At 55.9% G+C, this 14,815-nt stretch carries 13 protein-coding genes and 1 pseudogene; 6 read left to right on the forward strand and 8 right to left on the reverse strand.

Features of this window, described 5'->3' with window-relative positions; genetic code table 11:
* Window positions 1–253: 253 nt before the first annotated feature.
* Entirely contained in the window at window positions 254–685 is a 432-nt protein-coding gene (locus ACE3OH_RS10640; protein ID WP_374351852.1) for a DUF3617 domain-containing protein, read from the reverse strand.
* Window positions 686–807: 122 nt separating this feature from the next.
* Between ACE3OH_RS10640 and ACE3OH_RS10645 the strand changes: the two genes are divergently transcribed.
* Window positions 808–1,614, forward strand: coding sequence for a zinc-dependent peptidase (locus ACE3OH_RS10645; RefSeq protein WP_374351856.1), 807 nt, complete (start codon window positions 808–810; stop codon window positions 1,612–1,614).
* On the opposite strand, the gene ACE3OH_RS10650 is transcribed toward ACE3OH_RS10645, so the two are convergent.
* The 3 genes from ACE3OH_RS10650 to ACE3OH_RS10660 are packed head-to-tail and all read right to left on the reverse strand — an operon-like array spanning window position 1,611 to window position 3,119.
* On the reverse strand, window positions 1,611–2,117 hold the full coding sequence (locus tag ACE3OH_RS10650) for an acyl-CoA thioesterase (protein WP_374351859.1): 507 nt from the start codon (window positions 2,115–2,117) through the stop codon (window positions 1,611–1,613). The genes ACE3OH_RS10645 and ACE3OH_RS10650 overlap by 4 nt on opposite strands.
* Window positions 2,118–2,121: 4 nt before the next feature.
* Window positions 2,122–2,757 carry a chemotaxis protein CheX gene (locus ACE3OH_RS10655; RefSeq protein WP_374351862.1) on the reverse strand — a complete coding sequence of 212 codons (636 nt, stop codon included), beginning with the start codon at window positions 2,755–2,757 and terminating at the stop codon, window positions 2,122–2,124.
* A complete protein-coding gene (locus ACE3OH_RS10660; protein WP_374351865.1) occupies window positions 2,757–3,119 on the reverse strand; it encodes a response regulator transcription factor in 363 nt (120 codons plus the stop codon). Before ACE3OH_RS10660 ends, ACE3OH_RS10655 begins: the two co-directional genes overlap by 1 nt.
* Before the next feature lie 248 nt (window positions 3,120–3,367).
* Between ACE3OH_RS10660 and ACE3OH_RS10665 the strand changes: the two genes are divergently transcribed.
* The 5 genes from ACE3OH_RS10665 to ACE3OH_RS10685 all read left to right on the forward strand — a co-directional run bounded on the left by ACE3OH_RS10665 (window position 3,368) and on the right by ACE3OH_RS10685 (window position 9,908).
* Window positions 3,368–5,062, forward strand: a complete 1,695-nt coding sequence (locus ACE3OH_RS10665) for a M28 family peptidase (protein WP_374351868.1) — start codon at window positions 3,368–3,370, stop codon at window positions 5,060–5,062.
* 356 nt (window positions 5,063–5,418) lie between these two features.
* Window positions 5,419–6,075, forward strand: coding sequence for a TnsA endonuclease N-terminal domain-containing protein (locus ACE3OH_RS10670; RefSeq protein ID WP_374351871.1), 657 nt, complete (start codon window positions 5,419–5,421; stop codon window positions 6,073–6,075).
* Window positions 6,072–7,946: a Mu transposase C-terminal domain-containing protein gene (locus tag ACE3OH_RS10675; protein WP_374351874.1), complete on the forward strand. Its 1,875-nt coding sequence runs from the start codon at window positions 6,072–6,074 to the stop codon at window positions 7,944–7,946. Before ACE3OH_RS10670 ends, ACE3OH_RS10675 begins: the two co-directional genes overlap by 4 nt.
* Window positions 7,943–8,836, forward strand: a complete 894-nt coding sequence (locus tag ACE3OH_RS10680) for a TniB family NTP-binding protein (protein ID WP_374351877.1) — start codon at window positions 7,943–7,945, stop codon at window positions 8,834–8,836. The genes ACE3OH_RS10675 and ACE3OH_RS10680 overlap by 4 nt, the downstream gene beginning before the upstream one ends.
* Before the next feature lies 1 nt (window position 8,837).
* Window positions 8,838–9,908 (forward strand): TniQ family protein, encoded by a 1,071-nt coding sequence (locus ACE3OH_RS10685; protein ID WP_374351880.1) that lies wholly within the window; start codon window positions 8,838–8,840, stop codon window positions 9,906–9,908.
* Here the strand turns inward: ACE3OH_RS10685 and ACE3OH_RS10690 are convergent.
* The 4 genes and pseudogenes from ACE3OH_RS10690 to ACE3OH_RS10705 form a co-directional block, all read right to left on the reverse strand.
* Entirely contained in the window at window positions 9,905–10,957 is a 1,053-nt protein-coding gene (locus ACE3OH_RS10690; RefSeq protein WP_374351884.1) for a site-specific DNA-methyltransferase, read from the reverse strand. The genes ACE3OH_RS10685 and ACE3OH_RS10690 overlap by 4 nt on opposite strands.
* Before the next feature lie 114 nt (window positions 10,958–11,071).
* Window positions 11,072–11,908, reverse strand: a complete 837-nt coding sequence (locus ACE3OH_RS10695) for a DUF3883 domain-containing protein (RefSeq protein WP_374351887.1) — start codon at window positions 11,906–11,908, stop codon at window positions 11,072–11,074.
* A 3-nt stretch (window positions 11,909–11,911) separates the two neighbouring features.
* Complete coding sequence (locus tag ACE3OH_RS10700) at window positions 11,912–13,810, reverse strand: SNF2-related protein (RefSeq protein WP_374351890.1); 1,899 nt, start codon at window positions 13,808–13,810, stop codon at window positions 11,912–11,914.
* A gap of 10 nt (window positions 13,811–13,820) precedes the next feature.
* Window positions 13,821–14,815 (reverse strand): annotated as a pseudogene (locus ACE3OH_RS10705) (hypothetical protein); the annotation flags it as partial.

Raw genomic sequence — 14,815 nt, forward strand, 5'->3', positions numbered from 1 at the left:
CTGTATTGCAATGACGGCGACTGGGTGGAAAGCCTCACCGCTCTGGTGGAAACCATGGACGGCGAATTGAAAATCGTCACCTGGCAAACCATCGGCCATCCGCTCGCCTTGCCAAAGCTGACAAGCGATCAGGCAGTCGCCCATTCCTGATTTCGCCAAGCCCGATACGGCGCCCTGCGCAAGCCGCGTGTGCGGCGAGCCCGCCTTGGCAGCGGGCCACGCCTAGTCAATCAACAGCCGGCCAAATCCGACTTCAGCAGTCGCCAAGCCGCTTGGCGGTGAATTCATTGGTCATATGCATCTTGCCCTGCCCGGTTTCGGCATCGATGACCGTGCGGCCCTGATAGCTATCGTTGCCATAGGTCACTTCGCCGCTGATATCGCTGGCATGCTTGCCTTCGCAGCGCATATGGAACTTCATGGTATTGCCGCTGAAGCTGGTATCGACCTTCTTGCAATCGGGGTTCATCTGGCCATTGGGGCCACCCATGAAACCCTGCTTGGCCGGATCTTTGACATCTTCGGGCTTCAGGCAGATCTTCACCGTAGTGGGCGGCATATCCATCTTCATCTTGCCGTCCATATGCATGGTGGCGGTAATCGACCATTGGCCGGGCGTGGCCTGAGGTGCGGCCAAGGCCGACGCCGCCAGCATGCAGCCTGAAACAAGGAATACGAAACGCATCACGCAACTCCTGTGGGGAAAAGGGCCTGATCAGTGTAGCCCTACCGTTCGTATCCTGCCCCTTGTGTTTGGCAAGACTGGCCGGCATCTAGTGCTTATCGAACTACTTCGCGGCCACTGCCATGTTTGAATTTTTGCGCAAACTCACCCAACCCGACCCACTGGCAAGCCCGCTCTGGCCGGCCATTGGCCGGGCCATGCCGCTACTGCATGGCCTGTCCGACGAAGAATGGGCGCGCCTGGAAACACGCATGCGCCACTTCCTGCGCCACAAATATGTGGAAGGCACCCATGAGCTGACGCTGACGGAGTCGCAACGGCTGGTGATAGCCGCGCAAGCCTGCCTGCCCATCATGAATCTCGAAGACAAGGCTTACGATGCCTGGAGCGAGGTGATTGTCTACCCGGCCGCCTTTGTCAGCCCGACACAGTGGACCGATGAATACGGCCTGGTACACGAAGCCGGCCAGCCGGTGATCGGCATGGCCAGAAGCGACGGACCCCTGCTGCTTTCACTGCCCGATGTGGAACAAGGGCCATGGCTCGATGGCCGCAATGTGGTGATTCATGAATGCGCGCACAAGCTCGACATGCTCAATGGCCGGCCAAACTGCTTTCCGCCATTGCACGCCGATATGAGCCGCAAGGCGTGGAACCGCGCCTTCGAGCGCGCCTATGCCGACTTCCGCAACCGGCTGTATCAGGGCCTGCCGGTGTCGATCGACCCCTATGGCGCGCAGGACCCGGCGGAATTTTTTGCAGTGCTATCGGAATACTTCTTCGAACTGCCGCATTTGCTGCATCGTGAATATCCGGCGGTGTACGAACAACTGCGCCAGTTTTACCGCCAGGACCCGGGTGCACGATTGCCGGTCATCGGTGTGCAGCCTTGCGCGCAGGACGAATTGACGCCCTGCCATGCCGGCTAAGCACCCGCCGAATTCACAAGCGCCTGCTGTTTGAGCGCTTCGCGCTGTTCGGCATATTCAAGCCGATGGGCACGACGTAACTCGGCTTCACGCCAGCGCCGCTGTTGCTCGTCGGTTTGCAGCTGCAAAGGCGGCACCGCTTTAGAGCGGCCTGCATCGTCCACCGCCACCATGGTGAAAAAGCAGCTATTGGTATGGCGTATCACCCCTTGGGTGACGTGCTCGGCGACCACCTTGATGCCGATTTCCATCGAACTGCGACCGGTATAGTTGACCGAAGCCAGAAAGGTCACCAGCTCACCGACATGGATGGGCTGGGCAAAAGTGACCTGATCCACCGACAGCGTCACCACATAAGAGGCGGCATAGCGGCTGGCACAGGCATAGGCGACCTGATCGAGCAATTTAAGTATGGCGCCACCGTGGACATTGCCGGAAAAATTGGCCATATCGGGCGTCATCAGGACGGTCATCGACAATTCACTGGGGTGTAGCAGATTCATGGCTTCACGGTTCGGAATTCGGCGCGCCGAGGTGGCCGAGAAAACGGTCAACCCCCATGCGCAGGGCGTCCAGCGAGACCACGTCCATGACAAAGGCCATGAATCCCTCCAGACGGTGCGATTCCAGCAAAAACTGGATTTGCAGGAATAATACCGGATGCTCGAGATCACCCGTTCTTTGCAGCAGCACTTCCATGACACTGCCGCTGCTGAGCATGGGCAGCTCGTACTCGAATTCCTCGCCCATCAGATCAGCCAGGGCAGACAGGCAGGCATTGAGGATGATATTGCCGATCTCGGCCATCGCATCGCCCGACAACGCCTCGAAAGCAATCTTGGTATCGCCGACGCCGGCTACCAGCATGCGCGCCAGCTCAACGCCATCATCATTGGGAAACATCAGCAACGCTTCGCCCTCGAAGCTGCCGCGAAAATGCTGGCGCACCACATCCACCCGCCGCCACTGGTCAACACCAGCCCGGCTATTGAGAGCAGACAAGGCGCAAAAGCGCATGGTCGGCACCGACAAGCTGACTTCCTCGCCCACCAGCCCACTCATGGCGGCAGCTGACTGACCTACGCTGATATTGAAGATCTCGCACAGTGCATCGTGCTGCAGTGGCGACAAAAATTCAGACATCAGTAACCCACCAGTTCAAGCAGCCGATCGATGGTCGCCTCAGTTATCGGCTTTTGCAGAAAGCGCATGCCCAACGCCTCGGCACGCTGATGCACACTGCTTTGTACAATGGCGGTCAGCACCATCACATCGGCCTGGGGCCGCAGCTGCAAGATCCGCTCACCCGCCGCCAGCCCCGACATGCCGGGCATATTGACATCCATTGTGACCAGATCGATAGGCTGCTGCTCGGCCAGCTTGATCGCATCGTCACCATTGCCGGCTTCAAAGAATTGCCAATCCGGCCGTCGCTCTTCCAGATAGGCGCGAACCAGCATGCGTGAAACCCGGCTGTCATCGACGATCAGTACCTGTTTGCCCATTGCGCCATGGCCTCCCTGCTGTACGTTGTCGTATACCCGGCCTGTTGGCCCCGATCGGGTCAATATAGCCCAAGAAAACCGGCAAGCATGGCTTAAGGCCATGCTGGCAGCGTGTTTCACCTGCGCCACGGCACTTGCACAAAAGATGTAGCGTTTGCTGATATATGCCAGCATGGCTGCCTGCTGCTTCGCCCGACTCCCCGGGGCCTTGCGCTGACTTTGCCAATTTGCCGCTGGAGAATATCTGCATGTCGCCTCACCTGCCCTCCCCGCTACGCCTAGCGCTCTCAAGCCTGGTACTGCTTCCCGCAAGCCTGGGCTATACAAGTGCCGCCGAGCCATTGATCCGCCCTGACGCTCTGCTCAAGCACACCACCGTGCTGAGCTCGGATGCTTTTGAAGGCCGCGGCCCCGGCACGGCCGGCGAAACTGCCTCGGTCAATTACATCACCGAGCAGTTCAAGGCGATGGGCCTGCAGCCGGGCAATCCGGATGGCAGCTATATCCAGAAAGTGCCCCTGCTCGGCATCAACAGCCAGCCCAAGGTGAGCTTTGCCGGCTGCGCCGCCAAGCTCAAGCTCGATGCGCCGGTGGACTATGTAGCGTTCTCCACCCACGCCAAACCGCGTGTCGAGGTCAAGGACTCCGACCTGGTATTTGTCGGCTATGGGGTAGTCGCACCGGAATATGGCTGGGATGACTACAAGGGCGTGGATGTGCGCGGCAAAACCATCGTCATGCTGATCAACGATCCGCAGGTGGTCGATCCGAAAGACCCGGGCAAGCTCGATGACAAGCGCTTCAAGGGCAAGGCGATGAGCTACTACGGCCGCTGGACCTATAAGTACGAGATCGCCGCCCAGAAAGGCGCGGCTGGCGCCATCATCATCCATGAAACGGTTCCGGCGGCTTACCCGTGGATCGTGGTGGTCAACAGCAACTCGCACGAAAACTTCACCATCAAATCCAGCGATGGCAATGCTGGCGATGTGGCGGTGCGCTCCTGGATGCGCCTCGATCACGCCAAAATCCTGTTCCGCGACTGCGGCCAGAATTTTGACAAGCTGAAAAAAGCCGCCATCCGGCCGGATTTCCGCCCGGTGCCGCTCAAGGGCAGTGCCAGCTTCACCATCGACCAGACCCTGCGCAATATCGAGTCGGCCAATGTCGTGGCCAAGCTGGAGGGCAGCGACGCGGCAGCCAAGGATGAATGGCTGCTCTACACCGCCCACTGGGATCACCTGGGCCGCCGTGGCAACGATATCTACCACGGCGCATCGGACAATGCTTCCGGCACCGCCGCCTTGCTGGAGTTGGCCCGCGCCTACCAGGATGCCACCACGGCCGGCCAGCGCCCCAAGCGCAGCGTGCTGTTCATGGCTACCACCGCTGAAGAGGCTGGCTTGCTCGGCGCCGCCTACTATGCGGCCAACCCGCTGTATCCGCTCAACAAAACAGTGGCCGATCTGAATATCGATGGCATCAACAGCTATGGCAAAACCCGCGATGTGGTGATTGTGGGCGCCGGCCACACCAATATCGAGGCAATGGCGACCGAAGCTGCCCAGCAGCAAGGGCGAGTGATCAAGCCTGAGGCCAAGCCGGAAAACGGTGGCTATTTCCGCGCCGACCACTTCGAGCTGGTGAAAGCGGGCGTGCCTTCGCTGTATATCTGGGGCGGCATCGACTATATCGACCAGCCGGCCGGCTATGGCCTGAAGAAGATCGAGCAATACATTGCCAACGATTACCACAAGCCATCGGATATCGTGCGGCCGGACTGGACCATGGAAGGTGGCGCGCAGGATATGGAGCTGCTGTACCAGGTAGGCCGCCGCCTCGCTGATGGCAAGGAGCGCCCGCTATTCAACGCCAGCTCGGAATTCAAAGCCCGGCAAGATGCGCTGCTGAAATCGGCCGGTACGGCCAGCGGTAGCAAATAAGGCGGCAAACGCCCCTCTGCGTTGAAGTGGTATCAACTCGATCAAGAAGCTTCAACGCAGGGGCGCAAAGGGACGCAGAAAAAGGCAAGGCCAAGAAAGACGCGAAGGATTGAAGCTGCGCACGACCTGCTCCAATTCTGGTGTTTCCTGGTTTTCCTTTGCGTCCCTATGCGCTCATTGCGCCTTTGCGTTGCAGGTCTTGCCGGTTAGAGATGATCAGACTGACACTTACATCGCTCTGTTGTACTAGAAGCACCAAATCGGCCGTTTCCACAACGATCTGCGCGACTGAACGTCCGTCGCCTCCATAATTCCCTCTGCGCCCGCGAGCGTATCGTGTAGCAAAAGAGGGAACGATGCCAGTCCGCAAGATACCCAAGAACTACCGCAACGTCACCGGCGTCGCCGCCCATGCCAAGGCGGAGGGCGACGCCATGTTCGAGTCTACGCTGGAGCGCGACTTCATTGCGCTGCTGGAGTTTGACCAGGCCGTCGAGCGCTTCGAGGTGCAGCCGATCAAGCTCGATTGGACAGACGACAAGAGTCGCGCGCGGACCTACACGCCAGACGTGCTGGCAACATTCAAGCCGCACGGTCTGCCACGCCGTACCGTGCTGTATGAAGTGAAGTACCGCAGCGACCTGCACGCCGACTGGACCGAGCTGCGCCAGAAGTTCAAGGTTGCGATCCGTTACGCGCGGCAACAGGGCTGGCGCTTCAAGATCGTTACCGAGGTCGAGATCCGTACGCCCTATCTCGACAACGCGACCTTCCTATTGCCGTTCGTGCGGCAGGGGCCAGCGGAAGAAGCGCATATGGCCTTGCTCGTCGACCGCCTAGCCGAGTTGCATCGCACTACGCCGACCGAGCTACTGGCAGCCTGCTTTCAGGACGAATGGCACCGGGCCGCACTGATCCCGACGCTATGGTACCTGGTCGGGACGCGCCAAATCGGCGCCGACCTGAACGAGAAGTTGACCATGACATCGCCGATCTGGAGCTTGCCCGCATGACTACTTCGGCACAAATGTCCTTCGCACCGGGCGCAGAGGTGTTGTTCCTCGGGCGGCCCCACAGTATCGCGCAAGCCGTGGACTTCGACGAGGTGCTGCTGCGCGATCTCGAAACCAAGCAGGTGGTGCGCGCTAAGCTCGCCGATCTGCAAATGGTCAAGCCCCTGCCTGTAGCGCCCCGACCGGACTTGCTATCGGTCGACGAATCCGACTGGTCGGAGGCCGAGCGCCGCAAAGCGATCATCCTGCCGCTGCTCGGCCAGCGCAGGCGCACGCGCAAGCAGGTGGTGGCTCGCGCCGGCGAATTCGGCCTGCACGCCAACACACTATACAAGTGGCTCAAGGCCTACGAGTCGGACGGACTCGTAACGGCCCTACTCCCCAAGCTACAGCGTAAGGACAAGGGCGCGACCAAGCTGCAGGCCGAGATCGAGGCGATCATCGAAGACGTCATCAAGACCGAATACCTGACCATGCAGAAGAAGTCCAAGCAGTGGATCTGCAAGGAGGTTGGGCGCCGCTGCACCGCCGCCGGTATCGCGCCGCCGCACGAAAATACCGTTCGCAACCGACTGAAGACCTTACCGGCCGAAATGACCGTGGCCAAGCGCCAGGGCCGTAAGGTGGCGGAGCACGAATTCTCGCCAGTCGAGGGCAGCTTCCCGGGCGCGGACGCGCCGCTCGCCGTCGTCCAGATCGACCACACCAAGCTCGACCTCATCCTCGTCGACGACATACACCGGCGCCCGATCGGGCGGCCGTGGATCACCCTGGCCATCGACGTGTTCAGCCGCATGGTGGCGGGATTCTACGTGTCCTTCGACCCACCCGGAGCATTGTCCACCGGGCTGTGCCTCGCCCACGCCATTCTGCCGAAGGACGCGTGGCTGGCTAAGCGCGGCATCGATGGAACCTGGCCATGCTACGGGCTGCCGCGGAAGCTGCATATGGACAATGCACGCGAATTCCGCGGCCAGATGCTGGCACGCGCCTGCAAGCAGTACGGCATCGATATCGAGTGGCGGCCGGTAGCTCGACCGCATTTCGGTGCACACATCGAACGGCTGCTCGGCACGCTGTCGACCGAGATCAAGACCTTACCGGGCACGACGTTCTCCAACGTGAAGGAGCGCGGTGATTACGACTCGAAGGGTAAAGCCACGCTCACCTTGTCCGAATTCGAAGAATGGCTAACCACTTACATCGCCAAGGTCTACCACCAGCGCATGCACTCAGGCATCGGCATGCCGCCGCTGGCCATGTACCGCAAGGGCATTTTCGGCGACAACAGCCGGCCTGGCGTAGGGTTGCCAGCGCGCATTCAAGACGAGGACCGACTGCGGCTCGATCTGATGCCGTTCGAGGAACGGGCAGTCCGCGACGACGGCGTCGTGATCGACGACATTCACTACTACAGCGATGTGCTGCGCCGATGGATCAACACACCGGACCCGCAAAAGCCGAAGTACAAACGCAAATTCATGTTCAGGTCCGATCCGCGCGACATCAGCGTGATTTGGTTCTACGACCCTGAGATTAGCCAATACTACGCGATCCCCTACCGCGATACCTCGCACCCGCCTATCAGCGTCTGGGAACTGCGCGAGGCGAAGAAGGCAGCCAAAACAGAAGGTCGTCAGCACGTCGACGAACGCGCCATCTTCGAAGCCTACGAGCGCATGCGCGAGATAGAACGCTCGGCTCAGGGGAAAACCGCCGCGGCTCGCCGCGCTCAGCAGCGGCGCAAGATGGGCCTCGAAGCACCGAAACCTCGCGTTGGAGTTGCCCCGTCGGTGGCAGTGGCCGACGACGTTCCGCTTACCACCCCGCCAAGCATCCAACCGTTCGACGATCTGGATAACATGGGATGAGCATCGATCACCTGACCGAAGCGACCGCCAAGCTACTCGACCTCGACGACAGCGCGCGCATCGAGCGCATTCGCTCACCGCGCTGGATTGGCTATCCGCGCGCCAAGGAAGTCCTGGCCAAGCTCGAAGACCTGCTGGCCTACCCCAAGTCGCACCGCATGCCGAACCTGTTGATCGTCGGCGATACCAACAACGGCAAGACCATGCTTATTCATCGCTTCTGCGCGAAGCACCCAGCTGATGACAATCCCGGCGGCGACGGCATAAACGTGCCGGTGCTGTGCATCCAAGCGCCGCCGGTACCCGACGAAGGCCGCTTCTACAACGCCATTCTTGAGCTGCTGTTTGCCCCGTACAAGCCAAACGATCGGGTCGACAAGAAGCAGCTCCAGGTTATCAAACTGTTGCGCTACGTTGGGTTGAAGATGCTGGTCATCGACGAAATACATCATGTCCTCGCCGGCAACATGAATCGTCAGCGCGCCTTCCTGAACGTACTGAAGTTCCTCGGCAACGAGTTGCAAGTTCCCATCGTCGCAGCCGGCACCCGCGATGCCTTCCGGGCACTGCAAACCGATCCGCAGCTTGCCAACCGCTTCGAGCCAGCTTTGCTGCCCCGGTGGGAGCTTGATAATGATTTCCTGCGTTTGCTCGCCAGCTTCGAGCGCATGCTACCCCTGCGGGAAGCGTCCAGCCTGCACGACACAATGTTGGCAGGCCGCTTGTTTTCGATGAGCGAAGGCTACATCGGCGAACTTTCCCAAATAATGACGAAAGCCGCCGTCTGCGCCGTCGAATCCGGTACCGAGCGAATCGACTGTAAGGTGCTCGACCGGATCTACTGGACCTCGCCATCCGATCGCAAGCGGCAGATCGATCGAGTCCACTGACATGGACGGTGATCAACTTTGGCCGGCGCACCCACACCCCTACCGTGGCGAGCTGCTGTCGTCATGGCTGGTGCGCGTCGCCCACGCCAATGGGCTGAAAGTGCAGACGTTCTGCCGGCTGACATTCGGCAACGACAGGCAGGTTTGGAACCGGGACATCGACCGGCTCGCCCCAGCATGGCTAGTAGAGACCATGAGCGCAAGGACCGGAACGCCGCTCCAGCGAGCCTGGCAGACCACCTTGTTGAGCTATCGCTGCAAACTATTCGAGCATGCGAACATAGCCGGCCAGTTGCGGTGGATATTGCCGCTAAAGATGTACCACCGGAAGCGGCTTGGCCATGGCATACAGTTCTGCCCGCGCTGCCTGGCTGAGGATGCCGAGCCCTACTTTCGGCTGGCCTGGCGCGTGGCTTTCTACACCTACTGTCCCAAACACGACTGCATGCTGCTCGACCGCTGTCCGCAATGCGGGCAGGGTGTTGCCTACCACCGCATCGAGTTGGGACACCCCGACATCACGAGCACCGCACCACTCAGTAATTGCTGGTCGTGCGGCTTCGACTATCGCCAAGCGGAAGTCGAACCGATCGATCGGTGGAGCGAATGCACCTTCCAGTCTTGGACGAAGGCGCTGCGCCTGGTCGACCACGGCGCACCGTCATCCACGCGGTTCGATTACGGCAAGCTAGCGGTACTGCACCAGGCGGCCAAGCTGCTGCTAAGCGGCAGCGCGAACCGAAGGCTGGCGGGGTATGTTGCGGAAAGAACAGGGCAGGAAAGTCAGACTACGGTAGTCGGCAGACTAGCAATCGAGAGCTGTGATGTAGCTAAGCGGCACTGGGCACTGGGGCTGGCATGGTGGTTGGTAGGCAGATGGCCGAGCCGCATACGGATGGCATGGCAACTGCACGCCCTTCGGTACAACTGGCTACTGCGTGACTTCAAGGCTGCTCCAGATTGGTATCAGGCCTTCGTCGTCACTCTACGTTGTTCAACAACAGGTACGGGCCTACAGTCACACAACAGCTGCATTCATAGGCGCATCAGGAACAAATGCCAAATACGCTAGGCATGTGGAGGAAAACCAGGTAACTCTGAGGCCGGTACCCGATCTAAGGGTTCTGCTGCCTTTGCCCCACAGAAGTGGTCGGTGGCAAGCAGCGTACTCTGCGCACCGACAAAATGCGACGGTGCGGTAGCAACCTTGCTTCCTGGCTCCGGAGTGAAAATAGGCTTATTCAGCTCACGTACTCGCTCACTTCCTTCTAACGCGGCCTTCAGCCTTTCTTCTGCAATCTTGACATAGCTAGCAGATAATTCAGCCCCGATATATCGGCAGCCGCATCGAATGGAAGCCACGCCGGTAGACGAGACGCCTGAGAACGGATCAAGTACAACGCCCCCCTCTGGCGCGAGAGAGAGAATCAGTCGTTCAGCCAACGCCACCGGAAACTGACATGGGTGTGCGGTTTTCTCAACATGATTTGCTTTGACGTTAGGAATGTCGTCCCATACATCGGATGGATTCTTTCCTAACGGATTTCCACTCGGCTCTCCCTTTTTTGGACCCTTGTAGTGTGTCTTTCCAGGATATTTTTGTGGAACACGCACAGGGTCCAAATCAAATTTGTACTGATTACCCTTTGTGTACCAAAGAATGGTCTCATGTCGACCACTAAATCTGGTCTCAGTATGCAAGCCATGCCCATATGCCCAAATAATCCTATTTCTTAGTTGCATCACCGGAATTTTCGAGACCAAATCGTGAACAACAAAATCGAGCGGGAGAATTGTCGCTGCGTTAACATGATATCCAACCTCCCAGCACATACTACCACCATCTTTAAGCACTCGTGCAACCTCAGGAAGGACCAAAGAATGCAAGCGTTTAAAGCTCTCAATATCCATGCCCTTCTCATATTCCTTACCAATGCAATATGGCGGCGATGTGACGACAAGATCAATACTATTGGATGGCAGCGCCTTCAATAGCTTTAGGCAATCACCATGGAAAATAGCAGCCTTATTAGATACATCCTGAATATATTGAACCGCAGGACTCGGCAATTTGTAAACTTTCACTTCACCTACCTCAACTGGTTGATTTTCTAGTGCCATTTTATCCTTAATGTCGCAGGTAGATCTACTATTTTCTTTAGTATCCGACCAGCGGGATCTTGATTAATTTTCTATTTTCACGGATTAATGGATGGCGTAACTACTCGTGCTGTATTATAAAACTTCCGTGTGGTGCGAGTCGATATAAATCACAACACAAGCCGACTCCCAACATCCACTTCCGTTGTCACTCGGCATGTGCGGACGCATGTCATCCAACGAGTATTCTTTTATGGTTTTGGATGGCATGTGCCAAACGCAAAAGACATATGCCCGCCCGAATTTCAGCGCAACTTCCCATTCGTTGCGTGATATATGTATTTCAACCGGCCATTTTTGACTTGACTTCACCTCAATGAATTTTGATGAAAAAACCCCGTTGGAATATGTATAAGACAAAATGTCGTAACCTGCGGTGCAATCATTTAGTGCAATCCACTGAGGCTCAGGAGCGTCAGCAAGCATAGCTAATCGCTTTAGCTCGGCTTCATACGTAAACCTTTCGGCTGTTCGCCCATTAGCCAACAAGCGCATATTCCTGGAGGAGTAAGCATATATCGTAAGTCGATCCAACCATTCGACGACTTCCTTGACAGGAAGCGCATCCATGGCTCCAGCCCTCTCAAAGCAAGCCTGTAGATCAACGTCAACCGCTGCAAAGAGAACTTCTCGCCCCCTACAAAGCAGCTCAAGCCAAGGTGGGTTAATGACTTTGACGACTGCCTCAACTGCATGGCGAAACACCTCAGGAGCATTGTTATCGCCGCCAGGTACAATTCCATGCAATGCTGCTGCGCCCTGGAAGTCAAATCCGCTATTCGCGTATGTACCAAGCAATAGACGGCTTGCCTGTTCCAAGCTCAGCTCTGGGCGTAAAGTCAATTCACGGCGCAACTTTACCAAGCCGCCTATCACTGATGGGCGAAGCAGTGAACTCGTAATTTCGCTCATAGCTTAGATGAATTCTTCGTCTTCCGTTGCGGCAACTTTTCCTTCAAGCTCCGCAACTAGGTCTTCAATATCTTTTGCGTCGATATACTGCTCAATAGCCCCCGGCGCCGATTCCTCATCCAGCGCCAATTCGTGCAAATCGGGATCGGCCAACAACATTTCCATGTTCCGTATTTTTGTCGCCAATCTCCGACTGACAGATAGATCAATTGAACCTACGCTGGGTGGTAGCTTGTTTTGTAGTACAAAAACAGTCGTTTCGACATTCAATGGTAGCCCTAGACGGTGTATACGATCAATGGACTGCAGGAAGTGGGTGGCGTTATAACTTCTATCGACGTATATGGCATCATGGCAATGCAAATGCAAACTTATCCCTTCGGAGGCTGCGGCCGGATTGGCAATCATTACTTTACAAGCCGGATCACTCTTAAAACGTCTAATTTGCCCTTGCCTGGTATCATCATCATCATCGGAACCCATTCCGATCTGTCCGTAAATCAATGCGGGCTGCATGTGAGCCAGCAGATTTTTTAGCTGATTGATAGTGGAGGTAAAAATTGTCCAAATAAGCACCTTCTTTCCACTTGCAACTAGATTTTCAGCAAGAGATACGGCTTCAAGGACTCTATTGGATGGCCCTTCACTTATTACTGCTCTCAGCAAGCCAGCCTTTTTTTGATCTACACTGTCTTGCAAGCTATCGACCACTAGCTCAGGATTTACCGCAGCCTGAAGAAGCCTAACTACCGAACGACGGGCATTTATCAAAGCGATAGCACCAGAGCCGCGCCGTAGCGCACTAGCCTGCGCGTGAAAGTCTTCTTTCAAGACTGCATAAAATGCTAAATGAGCATCTGTCAGGCTAACCTGGATAAATTTCCTCTTTCGATCGGGGAGGCCAAGGTCTTTCTTCGTGGTTCGCACATACAAATTTCCCAAGACTGATCTCGGAGCTTCTCCAGTAGAAATTCTGGATCCCAATCCAATACCCGGATGGAGAAAATCCAATTGCGACTGTAAGTCAGCGCTACTTTGTGGCATCGGCGTCCCTGATAATATGTCCCTTCGGTTAGCCAAATGCCCCATCCGGAGCAAGGCTAATCCGCGGAGCGACATGGCGCCTGCCTTCATCCGATGTGATTCATCGAGTATCAAATGCGTCCGATGTAGCACCATATACTGCTCTATTAAGGAATCTACGCGAACCAATTGATCATATGAAATGATAAATCTATTGCTCTCTTGGCGCAGTGCCTCTTCAATTCGAGCCTCCCCCCCGGAGAGAACAAGAAATTGCTCTCTCGTATCTTTTGGCGCATTCGGATTCAAACATTCATCTACGACGGACTCCCATGCAGGAAATGCATTCCTTGGCGCAACAATGATTAGCTTCGAGTAGTTTTCACGCAGCAGCAGATGTAGAGCAAACGAAACCGTGGTCTTGCCCGCGCCCGGCACAGAGAAATTTGCCCCGTTTGCAAGTGCTAAAAGCGATTGCAAGTTCTGTACTTGATATGACTTCAGCCCATGCGTTGCTGAGTTCCAACCAACTGCGGCGAGGCGGCTTTCTATCTCTGCCGCCGATAGCGTAGCTGACAATTTTCCGCTAGCGCTTCGAACCGCCTTGTAGTCGCGCATAAATTGCGCAACACGTTCAGCGGATGTTTCATCCGTATCAAAGTCAAACCCTAATTGCCCTTGAAGTGGAGCTAATGTGCGAAGTACAGTCAGTGCGGTTGGCCATGAGACCTCAATCATATGCGATGCAATTGAAGCATGATTATCGAGATCAATTGCCGCATTCCTCAGCCGTACCCATGCGCCATTGGGCACTCCGTGACCCTTGGAAAATACGCCTCTTGAAAATTCACTAACATAGGACAGCGTAATTGCACTCATTGCGCTACTCCTAGTGCCGGACACGTGCGGATATTTCGCCGGCAATACGATTTGCAATACCGACGCATTTTTCTAGCGTTGCTTGAATTTCAGCATACGTTCCTGTATTTGCACTTTGGATGTCAATTGACAACAACGCCCTTTCTGCGTTCTTTGCAAACTTAAGCGCCGCTTTATCTTTATTTTTCCCCTGTTCAGAGACGACCTGGCAAACTTCCTCAATTACTTTAATTGTAGATTTTTCGGACTCGCCATCCCCTCTGACAGCCAGAATTCGTTCAATTATCGGACCGTAGTTCTTTCTTATGAGCGACGTGTCATCTCCATCATCAAACGATATCTTGTGCTGCGTTCCGACGACAGGAGGCGCCGCATTAAGCTCAATATCCAACTCCGCCGCAAGAGTATCGAGAAACAAGGTCGGATTATCCTCTATTGAATTTATTAACTTATACGCACGATCTTCGATGTCACCTCTTCGTTCAATTACAAAGAAATCCACTTTTCTTGTAATTTCTCTTAGTGCCGGATCATCCTTCTTCTCCCAATTTCTTGTAGCCACCTGCTTAAAGGCTTGCTCCGTTTCTTCAAGCTTATCATATTCATCCGGAGTCTTCAGCCAATCACTGAGATACATATCTGCGGAATCAATCATCTTTATAGCCCGCAAAATATCACCCTTATCACGATTCATTAGATCCGCGATCATTTGATCGGACATCCCGACTTCCAATAAATCGCGGGCGGCCCTACCCAGCGCCGTCCACTCATAGGGAAGCTTAGTCTCCGGCTGCATTTGGAGTCCAATTTCCAACTTTCGTATCTCATCCGAGGTTGCCGACTCCGGCAAAACGGCGCAAATAATGTCTTTAAACTTCCCATAGCGGGTAGCATTTTCAGCCAGAAGCTCGCGCATGGCACTAAGGCGCCTATTTCCATTGACCACAACACCGTCAGCGGAAATTATCAGGTCATCCGTTTGCTCTCCAACCTTGCCTAGTTCGT

The organism is Chitinimonas sp. (assembly GCF_041904975.1).
Taxonomy (GTDB): domain Bacteria; phylum Pseudomonadota; class Gammaproteobacteria; order Burkholderiales; family Chitinimonadaceae; genus Chitinimonas.

Excerpts from the sequence above, each read along its gene's own strand:
- ACE3OH_RS10640 (WP_374351852.1), bottom strand. The coding sequence starts at position 685 with ATGCGTTTCGTATTCCTTGTTTCAGGCTGCATGCTGGCGGCGTCGGCC.
- ACE3OH_RS10645 (WP_374351856.1), top strand. The coding sequence starts at position 808 with ATGTTTGAATTTTTGCGCAAACTCACCCAACCCGACCCACTGGCAAGC.
- ACE3OH_RS10650 (WP_374351859.1), bottom strand. The coding sequence starts at position 2,117 with ATGAATCTGCTACACCCCAGTGAATTGTCGATGACCGTCCTGATGACG.
- ACE3OH_RS10655 (WP_374351862.1), bottom strand. The coding sequence starts at position 2,757 with ATGTCTGAATTTTTGTCGCCACTGCAGCACGATGCACTGTGCGAGATC.
- ACE3OH_RS10660 (WP_374351865.1), bottom strand. The coding sequence starts at position 3,119 with ATGGGCAAACAGGTACTGATCGTCGATGACAGCCGGGTTTCACGCATG.
- ACE3OH_RS10665 (WP_374351868.1), top strand. The coding sequence starts at position 3,368 with ATGTCGCCTCACCTGCCCTCCCCGCTACGCCTAGCGCTCTCAAGCCTG.
- ACE3OH_RS10670 (WP_374351871.1), top strand. The coding sequence starts at position 5,419 with ATGCCAGTCCGCAAGATACCCAAGAACTACCGCAACGTCACCGGCGTC.
- ACE3OH_RS10675 (WP_374351874.1), top strand. The coding sequence starts at position 6,072 with ATGACTACTTCGGCACAAATGTCCTTCGCACCGGGCGCAGAGGTGTTG.
- ACE3OH_RS10680 (WP_374351877.1), top strand. The coding sequence starts at position 7,943 with ATGAGCATCGATCACCTGACCGAAGCGACCGCCAAGCTACTCGACCTC.
- ACE3OH_RS10685 (WP_374351880.1), top strand. The coding sequence starts at position 8,838 with ATGGACGGTGATCAACTTTGGCCGGCGCACCCACACCCCTACCGTGGC.
- ACE3OH_RS10690 (WP_374351884.1), bottom strand. The coding sequence starts at position 10,957 with ATGGCACTAGAAAATCAACCAGTTGAGGTAGGTGAAGTGAAAGTTTAC.
- ACE3OH_RS10695 (WP_374351887.1), bottom strand. The coding sequence starts at position 11,908 with ATGAGCGAAATTACGAGTTCACTGCTTCGCCCATCAGTGATAGGCGGC.
- ACE3OH_RS10700 (WP_374351890.1), bottom strand. The coding sequence starts at position 13,810 with ATGAGTGCAATTACGCTGTCCTATGTTAGTGAATTTTCAAGAGGCGTA.